This is a genomic window from Pseudomonas sp. MN1F (assembly GCF_009391885.1).
GTDB lineage: Bacteria > Pseudomonadota > Gammaproteobacteria > Pseudomonadales > Pseudomonadaceae > Aquipseudomonas.
Genome location: NZ_VZII01000001.1, coordinates 1 through 22628 on the forward strand (window position 1 = coordinate 1; position 22628 = coordinate 22628).

The following is a 22628-nucleotide window of genomic DNA, read 5'->3' on the forward strand; positions in this document are numbered from 1 at the left end:
GACAGGCACATAGCTCAGTTGGTTAGAGCACCACCTTGACATGGTGGGGGTCGTTGGTTCGAGTCCAATTGTGCCTACCAAATCTGAAAAGGGCGTCCCGAAAGGGTCGCCCTTTTTCATTTTCGCCCTTTGACGTGGCAACTCTCTCAGGCATGGCTAATCTCGCAGTGAATGGTTCGAGAACATCGCCACGGAGTAGGTAGCGGCATTGTGTGAGGCTGCTTGGCGTTTTCCGCCGATCCCGATGAGGGGAGCCTCTCCATGCAGGGTGCCAACGCGTCGCTTCACAAGTTCACGCCTGAAGTCAGCGTCTCCGATAACCGGGGCCTGATCGTCCGTAGTGTTCGTTTTCACCGTCATCCGGATAACACTGATTCAACGGATTGTCGTGTAACCCACCTTCATTTCGATGCACGTGGCCACAACGTGCAATGCATGGACCCGCGGCTGGCCCAATCCCGCCGTGAGGCCCCGGATGCGCCACCCAATCTGCTGTTGCAGCCTGCTCTGAGCGGAGCGGTGATAGGTGCCCAGAGTGTCGATGCCGGCACGCTGCTTGCCTTGGACGATTGCGCAGGGCGGTCACTGATGCGTCGCAGCGGCGTGGGGGTCACCCGTCGCTGGAATTACCAGTCGGTTGCCTTGGCAGGGCGATTACACTCAATTGATGAGCAGGCAGAGGGGGCCGAGCGTGCCGTGTGCGAGCGCTGGATCTGGGCGCTTGACGGTGCTGTCGAGCGGGCGAGCAATCTGCTGGGCGAATGTGTGCGCCACTACGACACGGGTGGCCTGCAGCAGGTGTGCAGCATCGCTTTGACGGGGACGCCACTGCTCGTTGCCCGGCAAATGCTGAGGGACGCCGAGCGGCCTGAATGGCTTGGCGAGCATGAGCAAGGCTGGCAGGCAAAGCTGGAGCCCATCATCCACGTCAGTGGGTGTAGCGCCGACGCCACCGGCGCGGCACTGACGCAAACCGATGCGCGGGGGCATCGGCAGCGCCATGCCTACGATGTGGCTGGCCGCTTGAGCAGCTGTTCGGTGCGTGTGCAAGGCGAGGAGCAAGAGCGCCGTGTGCTTGAGGCCTTGACCTGGACAGCCGTGGGGCAGAAGCAGCGGGAACTGCATGGCAATGGCGTACTGACCCAATACCTATATGAAGCGCAGACGCAGCGTGTGTCAGCCATCAGGACGGAACGCCCGGAGGACCATCCGGCTGGGGCTCGATTGCTGCAATGCCTGCGCTACGTCTATGACCCCGTGGGCAACGTGGCCAGCGTGGGCAACGCTGCGCAGACTACTCGGTTCTGGCGTAATCAAAAGGTGTCGGCAGAAAACACGTTCATCCATGACAGCCTTTACCAGTTGGTGCAGGCGTGCGGCCGGGAATTGGCGGCGCACGGTCAGCAGGGGGTGGGTGTTCCGCCGGCAGTAGTGCCGTTGGCGGGTGGCCCCGAGGCGTTTACCCGTTATCGGCGCGACTACCAGTACGACAGCGGCGGCAACTTGACCCACATCCGTCACAATGCGCCGGGCAGCGGCAACAGCTACACCACGCAGCTGGTGGTCTCGCCCCATGGCAATCGTGCGATGCGTTGGCAGGAGGGTCTTGAGCCGGGTGATATCGAGGGGATGTTCGACAAGTCTGGTCACGCGCTGTGGTTACAGGCGGGGCAGCCTCTGCAGTGGAATCCGCGTGGCGAACTGGAGCGCGTGGTGCAGGTCGCCCGCAGCACGGGCGATGATAATGAGCATTACCGCTACGACGGGGCTGGCAGGCGCCTGTTGAAAATCACTTCCCGGCAAAGCGGTGACGGTATCCAGCAGCGCCGGGTCTTGTACTTGCCTGGGCTCGAGCTGCGCGACCAGGCTTTCGACGGCGCCGCGCAGAAGGCGCTTGAAGTGGTTGCGGTGGGCAGTGCCGGGCGAGGGCAGGTGCGCTTGCTGCATTGGCCCGATGGGTTGACCGGTGACTCGCTGCGCTACAGCTTCGACGATCTGCTGGGCAGCAGTCAGCTGGAGCTGGATGAGCAGGGCGAGGTCATCAGCCAGGAAGAGTATTACCCCTATGGCGGTACTGCGGTGTGGACGGCACGTAGCGAGGTGGAGGCGGATTACAAGACCTTGCGCTACTCCGGGAAGGAGTGTGATGCCACCGGGTTGTACTATTACGGGTTGCGGTACTACCAGCCTTGGCTGGGGCGCTGGTTGAGTGCTGACCCTGCGGGTGTTGTCGATGGGCTGAACCTGTATCGCATGGTTCGCAACAACCCCGTCACGTTCAAGGATCAACAGGGGTTGGACCCGGTTTATCCTGTGCTATCGGCATTTCTGGCTGATGTCATGACCGATGTGAACCACGATGCCTTGGGGTTCGTCGCGTGGGGTGAGCAGCTTGATTCAGCTCCGCCATGGGCTATCGCCATCTGGGGTGACAACACCTATGTGTCGACGGTGAACAGGCATATGTCCATTCGGCCGCCGGGTGAGCAGGGTTTTCCGGATTTTGTAGGCGTTTATGATGGGAATGGAATTACTACGGAGACCGGGCATTACCGAACGCCGCCAGATTATGCAGCACGCATTGAAAACAACAGGCCGCGAATAACCTCGCATGGAAGCACTGCGTCACTGGATTGGCGAATGACAATGTTCAGTGATCCTCAAGCGTACATGGCCAAGGTCAATGAATTCTGGAGAATCAATGATCGGGCAGAAAGGGGGCTGGCAGTATTGGCTTTTCTGAAATCGCATTGGCCGCAAGGTCTTGAAGAGCTCGCCTCTTCGTTCAATCAAAACAGGCCGGTATTGCTTCTGGAAATGTTCCAGGCCAATGGGCAGTTGCGGGATGTCGAGCAGACGGGCTTTCAGTGGGTGAGCCAGTTGTACGCAGAGGCCAATCAAATAATCTATGACTTTGTTGATAGCAAGGTGAAAGCGAAACAGCAGCAGGCCAAGGCGCAAGCCAGATATAAGTACGATGCAGTCATGGACATCTACAAAGGGAGAGAAGGCGATCTGCACACGGTGCGTCGATCCGAAGTCGAGGCGCAACTCCCACCAGCGACGCACTTGACTGCACCTGCACGAGGCCATCAGCGAAGGCCGGTGACGACCGTTACTCAGCCTGTGCGAAGGCCGAATTTACTTTCCAGAATAAGGCATGCCTTCAAGCATTGATGGTTGGCTTGCTCGGGCCAGGTGCCGCTGCTGCGCCAATCTGACCATCGGTCTGTACCGTGCCTCGTGCTAGAATCCGCCCCTTCGAATCTGGAGGTACACGCGTGCGCAAACTGGCAGTGGTATTGGCAGTGCTGGCCCTGGCGGGCTGTGAGAACGAGGTCGAAGGTGTGCACAAGCAGGTTGCCGAGCACCTGCACAACCCCAAGACCGCCAAGTTCGGCAACGTGCGGATCGACACCAAGGGCACCATTTGCGGCCAGGTGCGCGGCAAGGACGATGCCGGCCAGTACGAGGCCTACCGCAGCTACGTGGCAATCAAGGGCGCCGATGGCCAATACGAAATCATCGTCGATGACGGCGGCAACAACCTGCGTATCCGCGAATACTGCGGCGGTGCCGACCTGCAGCGCCGTGCCGAGGCGCTGGCCGATCAGCCGGCCCCCGAGGGTTGGGATGTCGAAGTGATCCAGGGCGCCAATATGGGTGCGCTGACCGACATGACCGCACGCCTGATCGAGAAGGGCATCCCGTCCTCGGTCGAATACCGTGACGGCAAGCCGGTGGTGCTGATGGGGCCGTTCCCGAGCAAGGCCGAGGCCGATGCACGCAAGGCTGAGGTGATGGCCAAGCTGGGTACCGATTCGATTGTCATCCAGCATGGTGCGCAGCGTTAACTGTAATCTGTAGTCTTCCCCGGCTATGCTTGGCCTGAGACTAGCCAAACGGGGAGGGCCTCATGTCTACGCTGGAGCGGGCCATTGCCGTGGCCGCCAGGGCACATGAAGGGCAATACGACAAGGGTGGGGCGGCTTATATCCTCCACCCGTTGCGGGTGATGATGCGGGTCAGTACGCCAGAGCAGCGCATCGTCGCGGTGCTGCATGACGTGATCGAAGACACGTCGCTTACCCTTTCCGACTTGGCCCGTGAGGGCTTCCCCCTGAAAATTCTCGCCGCCTTGCTGGCCCTGAGCCGGAACAAGGGCGAGAGCTATCAGGACTTCGTCGTGCGCCTGGGCAGTGACCCGCTGGCGCGCACCGTCAAGCTGGCCGACCTGGCCGACAATAGCGACCTTTCGCGTATTCCCGCCCCTGGCCCGGCCGATTTGGCGCGGCTGGCCCGTTACCGCGAGGCCAGTGCCTACCTGCAGGCGCTGGCCTGAGCGTCAGTCTTCCTTCGGTACGGTCCAGAAGATCTGCACGCCGCCGTCGTCGCGGTGGGCGAGGGTGACGTTGTCGTTCTCGGCGATTTCCTCGAGCAGGGTTTCCCAGTCATCGGGCGACTCGTGTTCCAGGCGGAAGATCAGCGCGGCGCGGCTGCGCTGGGCGAGGGGGTTGTTGATGATCTTCTGGATGCGCAGGCCCAGTTGCTGGTAGCTGCTTGCGGTTGCTTCGGCGGTGTTGGCCACGGAGGCGATTCCTTGTTGTGCTGTATGTGCGTACAGTATTTCAAGGCAAATTATTTCGCAACTGGGTCGGTGCTGGATTCTTCGCGGCTAAAGCCGCTCCTACAGGTACTGCATACCCCTGTAGGAGCGGCTTTAGCCGCGAAAGGGCCGGCGCAAGCAGCGCACCAGCCCAAGTCATACCAGAATCAGTACTCCCAGAAGATCCGCTGCAGCTCCTTGCTGTCCTGGGTCTTGGTCATTGCCACCATCGCCAGGATCCGCGCCTTCTGCGGGTTCAGGTCGTGCGCCACCACCCAGTCATACTTGTCATCCGGCTGCTCGGCATTACGCAGCACGAACCCGCCCTGGTTGACGTGGGACGAGCGAATGATCTGTACGCCGTTCTTGTGCAGCTCTTGCAGCGCCGGCACTACCCGCGACGACACCGAGCCATTGCCGGTACCGGCATGGATGATCGCTTTTGCGCCGCTCTGCGCCAGCGCCTTGTACGCGGTATCGCTCACATTGCCGTAGCTGTAGGCAATGTCCACCTGCGGCAGGCTGCTGATCTGCTTGATGTCGAACTCCGACTGGCTGGTGTGGCGCTTGGCCGGCAGGCGGAACCAGTACGATTTGCCTTCCACCACCATGCCCATCGGGCCCCAGGCGCTCTTGAACGCTTCGGTCTTGATGTTCACCGACTTGCTCACGTCGCGGCCAGACTGGATCTCGTCGTTCATGGTCACCAGCACGCCCTTGCCGTGCGACTGCTTGTCGCTGGCCACTGCCACGGCGTTGTACAGGTTGAGCATGCCGTCGGCAGACATCGCCGTGCCTGGGCGCATGGAGCCGACCACCACAATCGGCTTGTCGGTCTTCTCGACCAGGTTGAGGAAGTAGGCGGTCTCTTCCAGGGTGTCGGTGCCGTGGGTGATGACGATGCCATCGACGTCTTTGCTGTCAGCAAGCTCGGCGACGCGTTTGGCCAGTTTCAGCAAGTCGTCGTTCGTGATGCTTTCGGAGGCAATCTGCATCACCTGCTCGCCGCGCACATTGGCCAGGTCGGCCAGTTCCGGCACGCCGGCAATCAGCTTGTCGACACCGACTTTGGCGGCCTGGTAGGTAGCGCTGTTGGCAGCGCTGGCACCCGCGCCAGCAATGGTGCCGCCAGTGGCGAGGATCACCACATTGGCCAGTTTCTGCTGGGTTTCGGCTTCCTTTGCCGAGACGGTGGCGGGGAGGATCAGCAGCAGCGCCAGGGCGCTGGGGGCGAAGGACTTCAGTGCAGCATTCATAATTATTGTTCTCTCTCTTCCTAATGAGCTGGTTGCTGTGTCGCGCAAAGCTCAACGCAGGTTTCGTACCAGAAAGCTTGAGCCAGGCGCGCTGCGTTGTCCGGCCAGTATTCCATTCGGATTTCCGAACAAGCATAGGAAAAGGTGTTCGGTTTTTCGGAAAAATCTGGATAATCAGCACCTGCTGCGTCCTGCCCCCGCCAGCGAAACGGATTTGACAAAACCAGGTCTTGTTTCCATAGTTACCCAACGCAAACGTTTGCGATCCGATAAAAAACACAAGATTCGGAGTCATCTTCCATGAAACTGCCGTTCCCCGGTCGTCTGCTGGCGCTCGCCGTCATGTCCTCGCTGTCCCTCGCCATGCCGCTGTCTGCTGCCCATGCAGAGGAAAAACCCAAGGTCGCGCTGGTCATGAAGTCGCTGGCCAACGAATTCTTCCGCACCATGGAAGACGGCGCCAAGGACTACCAGAAGGCCCACCCTGACGATTTCGAACTGGTTGCCAACGGCATCAAGAACGAAACCGATACCGGTGAACAGATCCGCATCGTCGAGCAGATGGTCAACGCCGGCGCCAAGGCCCTGGTGATTGCGCCGGCCGACTCCAAGGCGCTGGTCTCGGCGGTGAAGAAGGCCATGGACCAGGGTGTCATCGTCATCAACATCGACAACCGCCTGGACCCTGAACTGCTCAAGAGCAAAGGCATCAGCGTGCCCTTCGTCGGCCCCGACAACCGCCAGGGCGCCCGCCTGGTCGGCGACTACCTGGCCAAGCAGAAGCTCAAGGCCGGTGACCAGGTTGGCATCATCGAAGGCGTGTCGACCACCACCAATGCCCAGCAGCGTACCGCCGGCTTCAAAGACGCCATGGATGCCGCCGGCATGAAGATCGTCTCGGTGCAGTCTGGCAACTGGGAAATCGACAAAGGCAACGCCGTCGCCGCGTCCATGCTCAACGAATACCCCGACCTCAAGGCGCTGCTGGCCGGTAACGACAACATGGCCGTAGGTGCCGTCTCGGCCGTGCGCGCTGCCGGCAAGGCTGGCCAGGTGCAAGTGGTGGGCTACGACAACATCAACGCCATCAAGCCGATGCTCAAGGATGGCCGCGTGCTCGCCACCCTCGACCAGGCCGCCAGCCAACAGGCGGTGTTCGGCATCGAGGCGGCATTGAAAATGGTCAAGGGCGAGAAGCCCAACGTCGACGCCGAAAATGTCATCCAGACCCCGGTCAAGCTGGTCACCAAGCCCTGACCCCAGCAGGAGAGATGGCCATGCCAGCATCGGCCAATGAAGTGGTGCTTGCCGCCAGCGGCCTGGGCAAGAGCTACGCCCAGCCGGTGCTGGCCGAGGTCAACCTGGCCCTGCGCGCCGGCGAAGTGCTGGCGCTGACCGGCGAGAACGGGGCGGGCAAGAGCACACTGTCCAAGCTCATTTGCGGCCTGGAAACCCCCACCACCGGGCACATGACCTACCGCGGCCAGGCCTACGCGCCGGCCAGCCGCAGCGAGGCCGAACGCCTCGGTGTGCGCATGGTCATGCAGGAGCTCAACCTGCTGCCGACCCTGACCGTGGCGGAAAACCTGTTCCTCGACAACCTGCCCAGCCGCTTCGGCTGGATCAGCCACAGGCGCCTGCGCCAGTTGGCCACGGCGGCCATGGCCCAGGTCGGCCTGGACGCCATCGACCCGGACACCCCGGTCGGCGAGCTGGGCATCGGCCATCAGCAGATGGTCGAGATCGCCCGCAACCTGATCGGCGACTGCCATGTGCTGATCTTCGACGAACCCACGGCAATGCTCACCGCCCGCGAAGTGGAGCTGCTGTTCACCCAGATCGAGCGCCTGCGCAAGCGCGGCGTGGCCATCGTCTACATCTCCCACCGCCTTGAAGAGTTGCAGCGCGTGGCCCAGCGCATCGTTGTGCTGCGCGACGGCCAGTTGGTGTGCGACGAGCCGATCCAGCGCTACAGCAGTGCTGAGCTGGTCAGCCTGATGGTCGGCCGCGAACTGGGCGAGCATATCGACCTGGGCCGCCGCACGATCGGCGCGCCGTTGCTCAAGGTCGACAAGCTGTGCCGCGGCGACAAGGTGCGCGAAGTGTCATTGCAGGTCAGGGCAGGGGAGATCTTTGGTATTTCCGGGTTGATCGGTGCCGGGCGCACCGAGCTGCTGCGGCTGATCTACGGCGCCGACCGCGCCGACAGCGGCAGCATCGAGATCGGCCAGCCGCTCAAGGCGGTTACCATCGACTCGCCCAAGGCTGCGGTAAAGGCCGGTATTGCCCTGATTACCGAGGACCGCAAAGGCGAAGGCCTGCTGCTGAGCCAATCGATCAGCGCCAACATCGCCCTGGGCAACCTGCCCGCCGTGTCCCGCGCCGGGGTGCTCGACCGCGAGGCGGAACAGGCCCTGGCCGAGCGCCAGATCAGCGCCATGCGCATCCGCAGTGCCGGCCCGGCGCAGGCAGTCGGCGAGCTGTCTGGCGGCAACCAGCAGAAAGTGGTGATCGGCCGCTGGCTGGAGCGCGACTGCCAGGTGCTGCTGTTCGACGAGCCCACCCGCGGCATCGACGTCGGCGCCAAGTTCGACATCTATGGCCTGCTGGCCGAGCTGGCGCGCCAGGGCAAGGCCCTGGTGGTGGTGTCCAGCGACCTGCGTGAACTGATGCTGATCTGCGACCGCATCGCCGTGCTTTCCGCCGGCCGCCTGATCGATACCTTCGACCGCGAGCACTGGAGCCAGGACCAGCTCCTGGCCGCTGCCTTCGCCGGCTACCAGAAACGTGATGCCCTGCTGCATGACGCAGCGCCCAGGATGGATGCATGAAGACCACACCCCTCGACACCCCGAGCAGCGCCCCCGTGCGCCGCAGCGGTACCTACTTAGGCCTGGGCACCTACCTGGGCCTGGCTGGCGCCTTGCTGGCGATGATCGTGCTGTTCTCGTTCCTGAGCAGCCACTTCTGGTCGTACGCCACCTTCAGCACCCTGGCCAACCAGATCCCCGACCTGATGGTGCTGGCCGTGGGCATGACCTTCGTGCTGATCATCGGCGGCATCGACCTGTCGGTTGGCTCGGTACTGGCCCTGGCGGCCTCAACGGTCAGCGTGGCGATCCTCGGCTGGGGCTGGGGCGTGCTGCCCGCGGCCTTGCTTGGCATGGCGGTCGCCGCCCTGGCCGGCAGCATTACCGGCGGCGTGACCGTGGCCTGGCGCATCCCGTCGTTCATCGTCTCGCTCGGCGTGCTGGAGATGGCCCGCGGCCTGGCCTACCAGTTCACCGACTCGCGCACCGCCTATATCGGCGATGCCTACGCCTGGTTCTCCAATCCGCTCGCCTTCGGCATCTCGCCGGCCTTCATCATTGCCTTGCTGGTGATCGTGCTGGCCCAGCTGGTGCTGACCCGCACGGTGTTCGGCCGTTACCTGATCGGCATCGGCACCAACGAAGAGGCCGTGCGCCTGGCCGGTATCGACCCGCGCCCGTACAAGGTGCTGGTGTTCGCCCTGATGGGGCTGCTCGCCGGCCTGGCCGCCTTGTTCCAGATCTCGCGCCTGGAAGCCGCCGACCCCAATGCCGGGTCCGGCCTGGAGCTGCAGGTGATTGCCGCTGTGGTGATCGGCGGTACCAGCCTGATGGGCGGGCGCGGCTCGGTCATCAGTACCTTCTTCGGCGTGCTGATCATTTCCGTACTGGCTGCCGGCCTTGCGCAGATCGGCGCGTCGGAACCCACCAAACGCATCATCACCGGGGCGGTGATCGTCATCGCTGTGGTGCTCGACACTTATCGCAGCCGGCGTGCAGGCCGGCGGAACTGAAAACATGGCAACCATCAAAGACGTCGCTGCCCTTGCGGGCATTTCCTACACCACGGTGTCCCATGTCCTGAACAAGACCCGCCCGGTCAGCGAGCAGGTACGGCTCAAGGTCGAAGCGGCCATCGTGGAGCTCGACTATGTGCCCAGCGCTGTGGCGCGCTCGCTCAAGGCGCGCAGCACGGCCACTATCGGCCTGCTGGTGCCCAACAGCGTCAACCCGTACTTCGCCGAGCTGGCCCGCGGCATCGAGGACGCCTGCGAGCGCAATGGTTATTGCGTGATCCTGTGCAACTCCGATGACAACCCAAAGAAGCAGCGCAGCTACCTGCGCGTGCTGCTGGAAAAGCGCATCGACGGCCTGGTGGTGGCGTCGGTGGGCGAGGATGCCGACCTGCTGCAGAGCCTGGCCTGTGTGCGCACGCCGATGGTCATCGTCGACCGTGAACTGGAAGGCGTCGATGCCGACCTGGTGCGTATCGACCACGAGCAGGGTGCCTACCTGGCGACCCGCCATCTGCTGGAGCTGGGCCATCGCGACATCGCCTACATCGGCGGCCCGGCCGAAACCGGCGTTACCCAGCTGCGCCTGAGCGGCTTCCGCCGGGCGATGGCTGAAGCCGAGGCCGAGGTGCTGGCGGGCCGTGTGCTGCATTGCGACTTCACCAGCCCCGGTGGCCATGTTGCCGCCGCGCAGCTGCTTGATGGCGAGCGGCCGACGGCGATCTTCGCCGGCAACGACATGATCGGTTTCGGCGTGTTGCGCGCCGCTGCCGAGCGCAACATAAACGTGCCGGGCGAGCTGTCGGTGATCGGTTTCGACGACATCGAACTGAGCCGCTATGTGTACCCGCCGCTGACCACGGTCGGCCAGTCGATTCGCGAGCTGGGCGAGAATGCTGCCGCCTTGCTGCTGTCGCGCATCGCCACGCCGCGTGGCGAGGCGGCTGAGCAGCGCATCGTGGCCCCGCGCATCGTGCTGCGCGAATCCACCGGGCCGCGCCCGGACCTGTTCAATGATTACCGCTAAGGAATAGCCATGCATGCCAAGGTAGTGGTGGTCGGCAGCCTCAACATGGACCTGGTGGCCCGCGCCCAGCGGCTACCGCGGGCCGGCGAAACACTGGCCGGGGAGAGCTTTTTCACCGTGCCCGGCGGCAAGGGCGCCAACCAGGCAGTGGCGGTGGCCCGCCTGGGGGGCAGTGTGGCGATGGTGGGCAATGTCGGCGATGATGCCTATGGGCAGCAGTTGCGCCAGGCGCTGGAAGTGGAAGGCATCGATTGCCAGGCGGTCAGCGTGTGCCCGGGCGTGTCCAGTGGTGTGGCGCTGATTACCGTGGACGCTGCCAGCCAGAACTGCATCGTCATCATCCCGGGCGGCAACGGGCTGCTCACGCCCGCGTCGGTGCAGCGCTTTGATGCCTTGCTGCAGGCAGCCGAAGTGATCATCTGCCAGCTCGAGGTGCCCGCCGAGACCGTGGCCTGGACCCTGGCCAGAGGGCGCGAGCTGGGCAAGCAAGTGATCCTCAACCCGGCGCCGGCCACCGGCCCGTTGCCGGCGGACTGGTTCGCCCATATCGACTACCTCACCCCCAATGAAAGCGAGGCCGAAGCGTTGACCGGCGAGCCGGTCAATGATCTGGACAGTGCCCGCCGCGCAGGCGAGCACCTGCTGCAGCTGGGCGCTGGCAAGGTGATCATCACCTTGGGCGCGCAAGGGTCGCTGTTCGTCAGCCGTGACGGCAGCCAGCATTTCCCGGCGCCCCAGGTGCAGCCGCTGGATACCACGGCGGCGGGCGACACCTTCATCGGCGGCTTTGCCGCTGCGCTGGTGCAGGGCAAGGGGGAGGGCGAGGCCATCGCGTTCGGCCAGCGTGCCGCAGCCTTGTCGGTCACCCGTGCCGGAGCCCAGCCGTCGATTCCTTACCTGGCGGAGCTGACCCCATGAAAAAGACCACGCTGCTCAACGTCGCCCTGTCGCGGACCATCGCCGGGATGGGGCATGGCGACATCCTGGTGATCGGCGATGCCGGCTTGCCGGTGCCGCCCGGTGTCGAGCTGATCGACCTGGCGCTGACGGCGGGGATACCGGATTTTGCCAGCGTGCTGCGCGCGGTGTTGAGCGAGCTGCAGGTGGAGCGGCATGTGCTGGCCGAAGAGATGCAGAAGGTAGTGCCGCCGGCGCTGGTCGAGATCGAGCGCTTGAAAGGCAAGCTGGGCAAGCGTGAGTGGCAGAGCCATGAGGACTTCAAGGTGCTGTCGCGCAGCGCCCGGGCAATCGTGCGCACCGGTGAGTGCCAGCCGTACAGCAACATTGCCCTGATATCCGGCGTCACCTTTTGAAGGCAAGGGCTGCGCCTGCGATTGGGCCGCAAAGCGGCCCCGGAAAACACCACTGAGGCAACAGGAGTGCCCCCATGCTCAAGCCCCTGCTACAAGGACTGACCCTCATGGCCGCAGCCACCACCACCACCCTCCAGGCCGCCCCGCGTGAGCTGATCATCGACACCGACCCCGGTGCCGATGACGTGGTCGCGCTGTTCCTGGCCATGGCCTCCCCCGAAGAACTCAACATCCGCGCCATCACCACCGTGGCCGGCAACGTGCGCCTGGAAAAAACCTCGCGCAACGCCCGCCTGGCCTGTGAATGGGCCAACCGCGAAGACATCCCGGTGTACGCGGGGGCAGGGCGGCCCTTGGTGCGCCCGCCCATCTACGCCGCCGACGTCCATGGCGAAGAAGGCCTCACCGGCGTGCCGGTGCACGAGCCGAAAAAGCCCTTGGCCGAAGGCAATGCCGTGCAGTACCTGGTCGACACCTTGAGCCACGCCAAACCCCACAGCATCACCATCGCCATGCTCGGCCCGCAGACCAACCTGGCCCTGGCGCTGATCCAGCAGCCAGAGATCGCCAAAGGCATCAAGGAAGTGGTGGTCATGGGCGGCGCCCATTTCAATGGCGGCAACATCACCCCGGCGGCGGAATTCAACCTCTACGCCGACCCCCATGCCGCCGAGGTGGTGCTGGCCAGCGGTGTGCAACTGACCTACCTGCCGCTGGACGTCACCCACAAGCTGCTCACCAGCGACGCCCGCCTGAAGCAGTTGGCCGCCGTGAACAACCAGGCCAGCAACAAGGTGGTCGACATCCTCGAGGCGTACATCAAGCACGACATGGACCTGTACGGCATGCCCGGTGGCCCGGTGCATGACGCCAGTGTCATCGCCTACCTGCTCAAGCCCGAACTGTTCAGCGGCCGGCGCATCCACATGAGCGTTGACAGCCGCGAAGGCCCGAGCTTCGGCCAGACCCTCGCCGACTGGTACGGCGTGCTCAAGCAGCCGGCCAATGTGCTGTGGGTGAACGAGGGTGACGCCCAGGGCTTTTTCGACCTGCTCAGCGCGCGCCTGGCTCGATTGCCATAGCCGTGTGCGGCGCGTAGCGCTCGAACACCTGGTCGATGAAGCTGCGCGCCGCCTCGCCGCCGCGGTCGCGCACCAGCAGGTCGATGGCGATCAACAGCAACTCTTCGGGCGTGCTGGGGCTATAGGCGCTCTGGCCTTCGGCCCATTTGACCTTGATATCGGCGTCGATGCTGTGGCTGCTCATGAGAGGCTCTCGCTGGGGGGCCTTGGGCGAAGGGGCGAACACCGGACCCTGGCGTTCGAAGAAGGCACTGTGCCTCCACTTCCTAAAGTAAATCATGACTTTGCGGCGCAAACCAAGCGGCTCGTCGGTTGGGCGGTAAAATTCGGTCACGATTGCCTTTGGCCCATGCAGGCCAGATCAGGCAGACTTTCCCGGTTTTGCAACAAACTCTTGGCGGAGCTGTCGGATCAGGCAGTTCCCAGATCTATTTAGGAGGATTCATGTTCCGTACCCTTGCTTTCCTGGCGACCCTGGCGGTGGCTGCTGTCCTGGCTGGTTGCAGCACTGGCGGTAACTCAGGGGGTAGCAAGGCGCCTGAGGCGTCGGCCGGCAACGACGGCCGCTGCGAAGCCAGCGGTGCCGACTTCGCCATCGGCAAGCCGGGCAATGCCGACCTGCTAGAGCAGGCGCGCAAGGCCAGTGGTTCACAGATGGCGCGCATTCTCAAGCCGCACGACGTGGTGACCCTGGAATACCGCTCCGAGCGCCTCAACCTGAATGTGGACGAGCAGGGTGTGGTGACCCGCGTCAACTGCGGTTGACCAGCGCGTGAAGCCTGCGCTCCCACGGGGGCGCGGCAAAGGCCCATAAAAAAACCCGCCACAAGTGGCGGGTTTTTTTACAGCTGCCCGAATTACTCCGGACGAACCTGCGCAGCCTGCATACCCTTCTGGCCTTTTTCGGCAACGAAGGTAACAGCCTGGCCTTCTTTCAGGCTCTTGAAGCCGTCGGATTCGATGGCTTTGAAGTGTACGAACAGGTCGTCGCCGCCGCCTGCTGGGGTGATGAAGCCGTAGCCTTTCTCATCATTGAACCATTTGACGGTGCCGTTTTGGCGATTGGACATGGGGTGAATCTCCAGACATTTTAATTTTTCAGTAGTGCAATGTGGCCGAGGCTACGAGCACGGGGGACATCATAGTCTAATTCTGCGCATCTAGCGCCTTTTACCTTCGCAGGATATTGATCCAGGGCAAATAATGGCTGGCCTGCTCAGGCTTTAAGGTTTCAGCTCTTCGGCGCGCAGGTCTGTTTCACCACGGTTTGCGCCTTCTGCATCAGCTTGGCGTCTACGCCGTCAGTGCTGTCCAGGTCGGCAATTTCCGCGTCGGTGAAATTCTTTTTGATGGCCTGGGCACCACAGTCGCAGTGCTTTTTCGCGGTCGCAGCGTCAACGCCCTGGCCGCTGGCCACCTGTTGGCACTGGGTCATGTAGTGGGCCTCCTTCCCGGCAGGGAAGTTGCCAGCGTTGGCAGCCATCGGCAGCAGCAGGGCGCCAGCGGCCGCCAGGGCCAGAAGAGACGGTACTCGCATAACCAGTTACTCCTTGGGTTAAGGTCTCAATAAAGAGTAGGTTGCTTCCCAAGGTCTGATAGGGATTTTTCCGCGATAGTTCACCGAAGCGGCGTAATTTCCAAATATTTCTACGGGCCACGCAACCCGCGTGCTAGCATGCCTGGCTCGCAGCAAGGCCCTTGCCGCGATGTTTTTTCTTTCCAGTCACTCTGGTTCGTCCCTGGCAAGCCGAAAGGCTTCTGCCACTGTGAGGCAGGCTTCCCTAATGGGAAGGCAGGTCGGATCTTGTACTGGCTCATCCCAACCCACGTGACCTTTGGTAGGGGTCACCACTAGGAGAGGAGGCGCCATGCCCGTTATTACTCTTCCCGATGGCAGTCAACGTTCGTTTGATCACGCCGTATCCGTCGCCGACGTCGCCGCTTCCATCGGTGCAGGCCTGGCCAAGGCCACCGTGGCCGGCAAGGTCGACGGCAAGCTGGTCGATGCCTGCGACCTGATCCACAACGACGCCACCCTGCAGATCATCACCCCTAAAGATGCAGAGGGACTGGAGATCATCCGCCACTCGTGTGCCCACCTGGTCGGCCACGCAGTGAAGCAGCTGTACCCGACCGCCAAGATGGTGATCGGCCCGGTGATCGACGAAGGCTTCTATTACGACATCGCCTACGAGCGCCCCTTCACCCCTGAAGACATGGCCGCCATCGAAAAGCGCATGATGGAGCTGATCGAAAAAGACTACGACGTGGTCAAGAAGGTCACCCCGCGCGCCGAAGTCATCGACGTGTTCAAGGCCCGTGGCGAAGACTACAAGCTGCGCCTGGTCGAAGACATGCCGGACGAGCAGGCCATGGGCCTGTACTACCACGAAGAATACGTCGACATGTGCCGTGGCCCGCACGTGCCGAACACTCGCTTCCTCAAGGCATTCAAGCTGACCAAGCTGTCCGGCGCCTACTGGCGCGGCGATGCCAAGAACGAGCAGCTGCAACGCGTGTACGGTACCGCCTGGGCTGACAAGAAGCAGCTGGCCGCCTACATCCAGCGCATCGAAGAAGCCGAAAAACGCGACCACCGCAAGATCGGCAAGCAGCTCGACCTCTTCCACCTGCAGGAAGAAGCCCCGGGCATGGTGTTCTGGCACGCCAACGGCTGGACCGTGTACCAGGTGCTCGAGCAGTACATGCGCCAGGTTCAGCGCGTCAACGGCTACCTGGAAATCAAGACCCCGCAGGTTGTCGACCGCATCCTCTGGGAGCGTTCCGGCCACTGGTCGAACTACGCCGAAAACATGTTCACCACCTCGTCGGAAAGCCGTGACTACGCGGTCAAGCCGATGAACTGCCCGTGCCACGTGCAGGTGTTCAACCAAGGCCTGAAGAGCTACCGCGACCTGCCGCTGCGCCTGGCCGAGTTCGGTGCCTGCCACCGTAACGAGCCATCCGGCGCCCTGCACGGCATCATGCGCGTGCGTGGCTTCGTGCAGGACGACGCGCACATCTTCTGCACCGAAGAACAGGTGAAGAAAGAAGCCGCCGACTTCATCAAGCTGACCCTGGACGTGTACAAGGACTTCGGCTTCACCGACATCGCCATGAAGCTGTCCACCCGTCCGGCCAAGCGTGTTGGCTCTGAAGAGCTGTGGGACCGTGCCGAAGGCGCACTGGCCGACGCCCTGAACGAGTCGGGCCTGGAGTGGGAATACCAGCCGGGCGAGGGCGCGTTCTACGGCCCGAAGATCGAGTTCACCCTGCGCGACTGCCTCGGCCGTAACTGGCAGTGTGGTACCCTGCAGTACGACCCGAACCTGCCAGAGCGTCTGGATGCCAGCTATATCGCCGAAGATAACAGCCGGGTTCGCCCCGTCATGCTGCACCGTGCGATCCTCGGTTCGTTCGAACGCTTCATCGGCATGCTGATCGAACACTACGCTGGCGTGTTCCCGGCGTGGCTGGCCCCGACCCAGGCGGTGATCATGAACATCACCGACAAACAGGCCGATTTCGCCCTCGAGGTGGAAAATGCTCTGAACGGTAGCGGTTTCCGTGCCAAGTCGGACTTGAGAAATGAGAAGATCGGCTTTAAAATCCGCGAGCATACTTTGCTCAAGGTCCCGTACCTTTTGGTTATAGGGGATCGCGAAGTCGAAACACGAACCGTTGCAGTGCGTACTCGCGAAGGCGCAGACCTGGGCTCCATGCCCGTCGCCCAGTTCGCTGAGCTCCTGACACAAGCGGTTTCCCGGCGTGGTCGCCAAGAATCGGAGTAATGACTATTAAGCGTGAAATGAGAAACGATAAGCGTGCTGTACCGAAGGCCCCGATCAACGAGAATATCTCGGCCCGCGAGGTTCGGTTAATTGGCGCTGATGGCGAGCAGGTTGGCATCGTCTCGATTGATGAAGCGCTTCGTATCGCTGATGAAGCGAAGCTGGATCTGGTAGAAATTTCTGCAGACGCGGTACCGCCTGTCTGCAAGGTCATGGACTACGGCAAGCACCTCTTCGAGAAGAAGAAGCAGGCTAACGAAGCCAAGAAAAACCAGAAGCAGATTCAGATTAAAGAAATCAAGTTTCGTCCAGGGACGGAGGATGGGGATTACCAGGTAAAACTACGCAACCTGGTACGTTTCCTTACCGATGGGGACAAGGCCAAGATCTCTCTGAGATTCCGTGGCCGTGAGATGGCCCACCAGGAGCTGGGCATGGAGCTGTTGAAGCGGGTCGAAGCTGACCTCGCCGAATACGGCACCGTTGAGCAGCATCCGAAGATGGAAGGACGCCAGCTTATGATGGTCATCGCCCCCAAAAAGAAGAAGTAATCTCCCGGGCACGGCAGGCCTGATGATTATTGTGTAATTTTTATCGAATGCGGAGTTCAACATGCCAAAAATGAAAACCAAGAGCGGTGCTGCGAAGCGCTTCCTGAAGACAGCTTCGGGCTTCAAGCACAAGCACGCTTTCAAGAGCCACATCCTGACCAAAATGTCGACCAAGCGTAAGCGTCAACTGCGCGGTGCCAGCTTGCTGCACCCGTCTGACGTGGCAAAAGTCGAGCGCATGCTGCGCGTACGTTAATTCTGGTTTAGATAGAGGAAGTTACTCATGGCTCGTGTTAAGCGTGGCGTCATCGCTCGTAAGCGTCACAAGAAAATTCTGAAACTGGCTAAAGGTTACTACGGTGCACGCTCGCGCGTATTCCGCGTAGCCAAGCAAGCGGTCATCAAGGCAGGCCAATACGCCTACCGCGACCGTCGCCAGAAGAAGCGTCAGTTCCGCGCACTGTGGATCGCTCGTATCAACGCCGGTGCCCGCACCAACGGTCTGTCCTACAGCCGTCTGATTGCTGGCCTGAAAAAGGCTTCGATCGAAATCGACCGTAAGGTTCTGGCCGATCTGGCAGTGAACGAAAAAGCGGCGTTTGCTGCGATTGTCGAGAAAGCTAAAGCCGTTCTGGCTTAAGTACCCGCGACAATCACCCGGCGGCGCTTGCGGCGCCGGGCATTGAACGTCATCGATAGGGGAAGAGCCTTCAAAGCTCTTCCCCTATTTTCGTATCTGGAGTCTGTACATGGAAAACCTGGATGCGCTGGTCTCCCAAGCCCTAGAGGCCGTCGAGCGCGCTGAAGACATCAATACCCTGGAACAGATCCGGGTTCAGTACCTCGGCAAGAAGGGCGAACTGACCCAGGTGATGAAGACCCTGGGCAACCTGCCAGCCGATGAGCGCCCGAAAGTCGGCGCGCTGATCAACGACGCCAAAGAGCGCGTCACCGTCGTGCTCAACGCACGCAAGGCAGCCTTTGAAGAGGCCGAGCTCAGTGCTCGCCTGGCCGCCGAATGCATCGACGTGACCCTGCCAGGCCGTGGCCAGACCACCGGCGGGCTGCACCCGATCACCCGTACCCTCGAGCGCATCGAGCAGTTCTTCACCCACATCGGCTACGGCATTGCCGAAGGCCCGGAGGTCGAAGACGACTACCATAACTTCGAAGCGCTCAACATCCCCGGCCACCACCCGGCCCGGGCGATGCACGATACCTTCTACTTTAATGCCAACATGCTGCTGCGCACCCACACCTCGCCGGTGCAGGTGCGGACCATGGAGTCCACCCAGCCGCCAATCCGCATTGTCTGCCCGGGCCGCGTATACCGCTGCGACTCGGATATCACCCACTCGCCGATGTTCCACCAGGTCGAAGGCCTGCTGATCGACCGCGGCATCAACTTCGCCGACCTCAAGGGCACCATCGAAGAATTCCTGCGCGTGTTCTTCGAAAAAGAACTGGCCGTGCGCTTCCGCCCGTCGTTCTTCCCCTTCACCGAGCCGTCCGCCGAAGTCGACATCCAGTGCGTGATGTGTTCCGGCAAGGGCTGCCGCGTGTGCAAGCAGACCGGCTGGCTGGAAGTCATGGGCTGCGGCATGGTGCACCCGAACGTGCTGCGCATGTCTGGCATCGACCCTGAAGAATTCCAGGGCTTTGCCTTCGGCATGGGCGCCGAGCGCCTGGCCATGCTGCGCTATGGCGTCAACGATTTGCGTCTGTTCTTCGATAACGACCTGCGGTTCCTGGCGCAATTCCGCTAGGCCCAATCGACGCACTTTTCCAGGAGAACAGCATGAAATTCAGTGAACAGTGGCTGCGCGGTTGGGTAAACCCGCAAGTCTCCCGTGACGAACTGGTCGCCCGCCTGTCCATGGCCGGCCTTGAAGTCGACAGCGTCACCCCCGCTGCCGGCCAGTTCAGCGGCATCGTCGTGGGCGAGATCCTCGCCACCGAACAACACCCGGACGCCGACAAGCTGCGCGTGTGCCAGGTGAGCAACGGCCAGGAAACCTTCCAGGTCGTGTGTGGCGCGCCTAACGCCCGCCCAGGCATCAAGATCCCGTTCGCCATGATCGGCGCCGAGCTGCCAGGCGACTTCAAGATCAAGAAGGCCAAGCTGCGCGGCGTCGAGTCGTTCGGCATGCTCTGCTCGGCCGCCGAGCTGCAGATCAGCGAAGAAAACGACGGCCTGCTGGAACTGGCTGCCGACGCCCCGGTGGGCGACGACATCCGCCAGTACCTGAGCCTGGACGACGCCAGCATCGAGATCGGCCTGACCCCGAACCGCGGTGACTGCCTGTCCATCGCAGGCCTGGCCCGCGACGTCAGCGCCCTGTACGACACCCCGGTCACCCGCCCAGTCGTACCCGCCGTTGCCCCGGCCCACGACGAAGTGCGCCCGGTCGAAGTCAGCGCCCCGGCGGCCTGCCCACGTTACCTGGGCCGCGTCATCCGCAATGTCGACCTGAGCAAGCCGACCCCACTGTGGATGGTCGAGCGCCTGCGCCGCAGCGACGTGCGCAGCATCGACGCCGCCGTCGACATCACCAACTACGTGATGCTCGAACTCGGCCAGCCGATGCACGCCTTCGACCTCGCCGAAATCAACGGCGGCATCCGCGTGCGCATGGCTGAAGAGGGCGAGAAGCTGGTCCTGCTCGACGGCCAGGAAGTGGCCCTGCGTGCCGACACCCTGGTGATCGCCGACCACACCCGCGCCCTGGCCATCGCCGGCGTCATGGGTGGCGAGCACAGCGGTGTGAACACCGAAAAAACCCGCGACCTGTTCCTCGAAAGCGCCTTCTTCGAGCCGATCTCCGTGGCCGGTAAAGCCCGTTCCTACGGCCTGCACACCGATGCCTCGCACCGCTACGAGCGCGGCGTCGACTCGCAGCTGGCCCGCGAAGCCATGGAGCGCGCCACCCAGCTGATCCTCGACATCGTCGGCGGCGAAGCCGGCCCGATCGTCGAAGCCGTCAGCGAGCAGCACCTGCCCAACGTCGCCCCGGTCACCCTGCGCGCCGAGCGCATCACCCAGATGCTCGGCATGGAGATGGACCCGGCCCAGGTCGAGCAGCTGCTCAACAACCTCGGCCTGGCTACCACGGCAAACGGGGCAGGGCAGTGGACGGTAAACGTCCCAAGCCACCGCTTCGACATCAGCCTGGAAGTCGACCTGATCGAAGAGCTGGCCCGCCTGTACGGTTACAACAACCTGCCAGTGCGCTACCCGCAAGCCCGCCTCGCGCCGCAAGCCCGCCCGGAAACCCGCGGCGAGCTGCCAAACCTGCGCCGCCTGCTGGTCGCCCGCGGCTACCAGGAAGCCATCACCTACAGCTTCATCGACCCGAAGCTGTTCGAGCTGTTCAGCCCAGGCGTCGAGCCGCTGCTGCTGGCCAACCCGATCTCCAACGACATGGCCGCCATGCGCGCCTCGTTGTGGCCGGGCCTGGTCAAGGCCCTGCAGCACAACCTCAACCGTCAGCAAGACCGCGTGCGCCTGTTCGAAAGCGGCCTGCGCTTCGTCGGCCAGCTCGGTAACCTCCAGCAGCAGCCAATGATCGCCGGCGTCGTCACCGGCAGCCGCCTGCCAGAAGGCTGGGCGAACGGCCGCGATACCATCGACTTCTTCGACGTCAAGGCCGACGTGGAGGCTCTGCTGGGCTACAGCGGCGCCCTGAGCGACTTCACCTTCGCCGCCGGCAAGCACCCAGCCCTGCACCCTGGCCAGACCGCTTTGATCCAGCGCGACGGCAAGGACGTCGGCTACCTCGGCGCCATCCACCCAGAGCTTGCCAAAGCCCTGGACCTGGACCGCCCGGTGTTCGTCTTCGAGCTGGTGTTGGGTGATGTGGTCGAAGGCCGCCTGCCGAAATTCAGCGAACTCTCCAAGTTCCCGGAAACCCGTCGTGACCTGGCCTTGATCGCAGGACGTGATGTCGCTTCTCAAGACGTGCTTGAAGTAATTCGTGACAATGCAGGCGAATGGCTCACAGACCTCAGGCTGTTTGATGTCTACCAAGGTAAAGGCATTGATCCAGATAGAAAAAGCCTTGCCGTCGGCTTGACCTGGCAGCATCCATCGCGCACTCTTAACGACGATGAGGTGAACACTACCCTGCAAAACATCCTCACCTCGCTCGAACAAAGGTTGAACACCACGTTAAGGAAATAACGGCATGGGTGCTCTGACGAAAGCTGAGATGGCCGAAAGGCTGTACGAGGAGCTGGGGCTTAACAAGCGTGAGGCCAAGGAGCTGGTCGAGCTGTTTTTTGAAGAAATTCGGCACGCACTTGAAGAGAACGAGCAGGTCAAGTTGTCCGGTTTCGGCAACTTCGACCTTCGCGACAAACGCCAGCGGCCGGGCCGCAACCCCAAGACTGGGGAAGAGATCCCGATCACTGCACGGCGCGTCGTCACCTTTCGTCCAGGGCAGAAGTTGAAGGCCCGGGTTGAGGCCTATGCTGGAACCAAGCCATAACGACGAACTGCCCCCCATACCGGGCAAACGCTACTTCACCATCGGTGAGGTGAGCGAGTTGTGTGCCGTAAAGCCACACGTGCTGCGGTATTGGGAGCAGGAGTTTCCTCAGCTCAACCCTGTGAAGCGGCGGGGGAACCGGCGGTATTATCAGCGGCAGGATGTGCTGATGATTCGCCAGATCCGCGCGCTGCTGTATGACCAAGGGTTTACCATTGGCGGGGCGCGGTTGCGGCTCTCCAGTGATGAGGTGAAGGATGAATCGAGCCAGTACAAGCAGCTGATTCGGCAGATGATTGTCGAGTTGGAGGATGTGTTGGTGGTGTTGAAGAAGTGACCTGGGATTTTTCTGATGAGTGGAAATTTTTTTGAGAAAAAGGTTTCATTTATCAGGAGGTTAGGGTACATTCTTCAACGTTCTCGGCAAGATTGAGAACATGCTTCAAGCCCAGTCGGGGCGTAGCGCAGCCCGGTAGCGCACTTGCATGGGGTGCAAGGGGTCGAGTGTTCGAATCACTCCGTCCCGACCATTATTTAAACAAATGAGCCACCTTCGGGTGGCTTTTTTGTTTGTGCAGTAGAAACTGAGGCTTGTAGCTTGGTGAGCGAGCTTAATACGTTTTCGCTCATCATCGGTTTACTCAGTGTTTATCCCCGGCATGCAGTCTGTGGCCGACCAGGTTTTTAACTCT

General features: G+C 62.1%; 24 protein-coding genes and 2 tRNA genes. 21 read left to right on the forward strand and 5 right to left on the reverse strand.

The annotated features are described in order from the left end of the window. The first annotated feature begins 3 nt into the window (after positions 1-3). The 4 genes from F6X59_RS00005 to F6X59_RS00020 all read left to right on the forward strand — a co-directional run bounded on the left by F6X59_RS00005 (position 4) and on the right by F6X59_RS00020 (position 4342). Positions 4-80, forward strand: a tRNA-Val gene (locus F6X59_RS00005). Positions 81-261: 181 nt separating this feature from the next. Further along, entirely contained in the window at positions 262-3177 is a 2916-nt protein-coding gene (locus tag F6X59_RS00010; protein ID WP_152953846.1) for an RHS repeat domain-containing protein, read from the forward strand. A gap of 104 nt (positions 3178-3281) precedes the next feature. Then, positions 3282-3854, forward strand: coding sequence for an SPOR domain-containing protein (locus tag F6X59_RS00015; RefSeq protein ID WP_110638684.1), 573 nt, complete (start codon positions 3282-3284; stop codon positions 3852-3854). A gap of 62 nt (positions 3855-3916) precedes the next feature. Continuing rightward, complete coding sequence (locus tag F6X59_RS00020) at positions 3917-4342, forward strand: GTP pyrophosphokinase (protein ID WP_152953847.1); 426 nt, start codon at positions 3917-3919, stop codon at positions 4340-4342. Positions 4343-4345: 3 nt separating this feature from the next. Here F6X59_RS00020 and F6X59_RS00025 read toward each other — a convergent pair whose 3' ends face one another. Then, complete coding sequence (locus tag F6X59_RS00025) at positions 4346-4588, reverse strand: DUF1654 domain-containing protein (protein WP_054884963.1); 243 nt, start codon at positions 4586-4588, stop codon at positions 4346-4348. Between the two features lie 185 nt (positions 4589-4773). Further along, positions 4774-5862, reverse strand: a complete 1089-nt coding sequence (locus tag F6X59_RS00030; protein ID WP_152953849.1) for an asparaginase — start codon at positions 5860-5862, stop codon at positions 4774-4776. 300 nt (positions 5863-6162) lie between these two features. Here F6X59_RS00030 and F6X59_RS00035 point away from each other — a divergent pair, with 300 nt between their 5' ends. The 7 genes from F6X59_RS00035 to F6X59_RS00065 all read left to right on the forward strand — a co-directional run bounded on the left by F6X59_RS00035 (position 6163) and on the right by F6X59_RS00065 (position 13107). Further along, positions 6163-7119, forward strand: coding sequence for a sugar ABC transporter substrate-binding protein (locus tag F6X59_RS00035; protein WP_152953850.1), 957 nt, complete (start codon positions 6163-6165; stop codon positions 7117-7119). Positions 7120-7139: 20 nt separating this feature from the next. Then, positions 7140-8693: a sugar ABC transporter ATP-binding protein gene (locus F6X59_RS00040; RefSeq protein WP_152953851.1), complete on the forward strand. Its 1554-nt coding sequence runs from the start codon at positions 7140-7142 to the stop codon at positions 8691-8693. Continuing rightward, on the forward strand, positions 8690-9685 hold the full coding sequence (locus F6X59_RS00045; protein WP_152953852.1) for an ABC transporter permease: 996 nt from the start codon (positions 8690-8692) through the stop codon (positions 9683-9685). The genes F6X59_RS00040 and F6X59_RS00045 overlap by 4 nt, the downstream gene beginning before the upstream one ends. Before the next feature lie 4 nt (positions 9686-9689). Then, positions 9690-10712 carry a LacI family DNA-binding transcriptional regulator gene (locus F6X59_RS00050; RefSeq protein WP_152953853.1) on the forward strand — a complete coding sequence of 341 codons (1023 nt, stop codon included), beginning with the start codon at positions 9690-9692 and terminating at the stop codon, positions 10710-10712. A gap of 9 nt (positions 10713-10721) precedes the next feature. Then, positions 10722-11630: a ribokinase gene (rbsK, locus tag F6X59_RS00055; RefSeq protein ID WP_152953854.1), complete on the forward strand. Its 909-nt coding sequence runs from the start codon at positions 10722-10724 to the stop codon at positions 11628-11630. Next, positions 11627-12025, forward strand: coding sequence for a D-ribose pyranase (gene rbsD, locus F6X59_RS00060; RefSeq protein WP_152953855.1), 399 nt, complete (start codon positions 11627-11629; stop codon positions 12023-12025). The genes rbsK and rbsD overlap by 4 nt, the downstream gene beginning before the upstream one ends. Before the next feature lie 74 nt (positions 12026-12099). Continuing rightward, complete coding sequence (locus F6X59_RS00065; RefSeq protein ID WP_152953856.1) at positions 12100-13107, forward strand: nucleoside hydrolase; 1008 nt, start codon at positions 12100-12102, stop codon at positions 13105-13107. On the opposite strand, the gene F6X59_RS00070 is transcribed toward F6X59_RS00065, so the two are convergent. After that, positions 13079-13291: a hypothetical protein gene (locus F6X59_RS00070; RefSeq protein ID WP_152953857.1), complete on the reverse strand. Its 213-nt coding sequence runs from the start codon at positions 13289-13291 to the stop codon at positions 13079-13081. The genes F6X59_RS00065 and F6X59_RS00070 overlap by 29 nt on opposite strands. 260 nt (positions 13292-13551) lie before the next feature. Here F6X59_RS00070 and F6X59_RS00075 point away from each other — a divergent pair, with 260 nt between their 5' ends. Then, on the forward strand, positions 13552-13872 hold the full coding sequence (locus tag F6X59_RS00075) for an I78 family peptidase inhibitor (protein ID WP_152953858.1): 321 nt from the start codon (positions 13552-13554) through the stop codon (positions 13870-13872). Positions 13873-13964: 92 nt separating this feature from the next. Here F6X59_RS00075 and F6X59_RS00080 read toward each other — a convergent pair whose 3' ends face one another. Both F6X59_RS00080 and F6X59_RS00085 read right to left on the reverse strand, forming a co-directional pair. Further along, positions 13965-14177, reverse strand: a complete 213-nt coding sequence (locus F6X59_RS00080; protein ID WP_011533204.1) for a cold-shock protein — start codon at positions 14175-14177, stop codon at positions 13965-13967. A gap of 161 nt (positions 14178-14338) precedes the next feature. After that, positions 14339-14644, reverse strand: a complete 306-nt coding sequence (locus F6X59_RS00085) for a hypothetical protein (protein WP_152953859.1) — start codon at positions 14642-14644, stop codon at positions 14339-14341. Between the two features lie 331 nt (positions 14645-14975). On the opposite strand from F6X59_RS00085, the gene thrS reads away from it, so the two are divergent. The 9 genes from thrS to F6X59_RS00130 all read left to right on the forward strand — a co-directional run bounded on the left by thrS (position 14976) and on the right by F6X59_RS00130 (position 22466). Further along, entirely contained in the window at positions 14976-16898 is a 1923-nt protein-coding gene (gene thrS, locus F6X59_RS00090) for a threonine--tRNA ligase (protein ID WP_079228837.1), read from the forward strand. Next, entirely contained in the window at positions 16898-17449 is a 552-nt protein-coding gene (infC, locus tag F6X59_RS00095; protein WP_012052879.1) for a translation initiation factor IF-3, read from the forward strand. Before thrS ends, infC begins: the two co-directional genes overlap by 1 nt. 61 nt (positions 17450-17510) lie before the next feature. Beyond that, the gene (rpmI, locus tag F6X59_RS00100) at positions 17511-17705 is read left to right on the forward strand and encodes a 50S ribosomal protein L35 (protein WP_003250667.1); all 195 of its coding nucleotides are present in this window, start codon (positions 17511-17513) and stop codon (positions 17703-17705) included. Positions 17706-17732: 27 nt separating this feature from the next. Beyond that, positions 17733-18089 (forward strand): 50S ribosomal protein L20, encoded by a 357-nt coding sequence (gene rplT, locus F6X59_RS00105; RefSeq protein ID WP_003250671.1) that lies wholly within the window; start codon positions 17733-17735, stop codon positions 18087-18089. Positions 18090-18198: 109 nt separating this feature from the next. Further along, positions 18199-19215 carry a phenylalanine--tRNA ligase subunit alpha gene (pheS, locus tag F6X59_RS00110; protein WP_054887103.1) on the forward strand — a complete coding sequence of 339 codons (1017 nt, stop codon included), beginning with the start codon at positions 18199-18201 and terminating at the stop codon, positions 19213-19215. A 32-nt stretch (positions 19216-19247) separates the two neighbouring features. Further along, the gene (pheT, locus tag F6X59_RS00115) at positions 19248-21629 is read left to right on the forward strand and encodes a phenylalanine--tRNA ligase subunit beta (RefSeq protein ID WP_152953860.1); all 2382 of its coding nucleotides are present in this window, start codon (positions 19248-19250) and stop codon (positions 21627-21629) included. A gap of 4 nt (positions 21630-21633) precedes the next feature. Beyond that, positions 21634-21936, forward strand: coding sequence for an integration host factor subunit alpha (gene ihfA / locus F6X59_RS00120; protein WP_003250679.1), 303 nt, complete (start codon positions 21634-21636; stop codon positions 21934-21936). Next, on the forward strand, positions 21917-22273 hold the full coding sequence (locus F6X59_RS00125; RefSeq protein ID WP_008100384.1) for a MerR family transcriptional regulator: 357 nt from the start codon (positions 21917-21919) through the stop codon (positions 22271-22273). Before ihfA ends, F6X59_RS00125 begins: the two co-directional genes overlap by 20 nt. A gap of 116 nt (positions 22274-22389) precedes the next feature. After that, positions 22390-22466: transfer RNA gene (locus F6X59_RS00130), tRNA-Pro, on the forward strand. Positions 22467-22628: the final 162 nt, after the last annotated feature.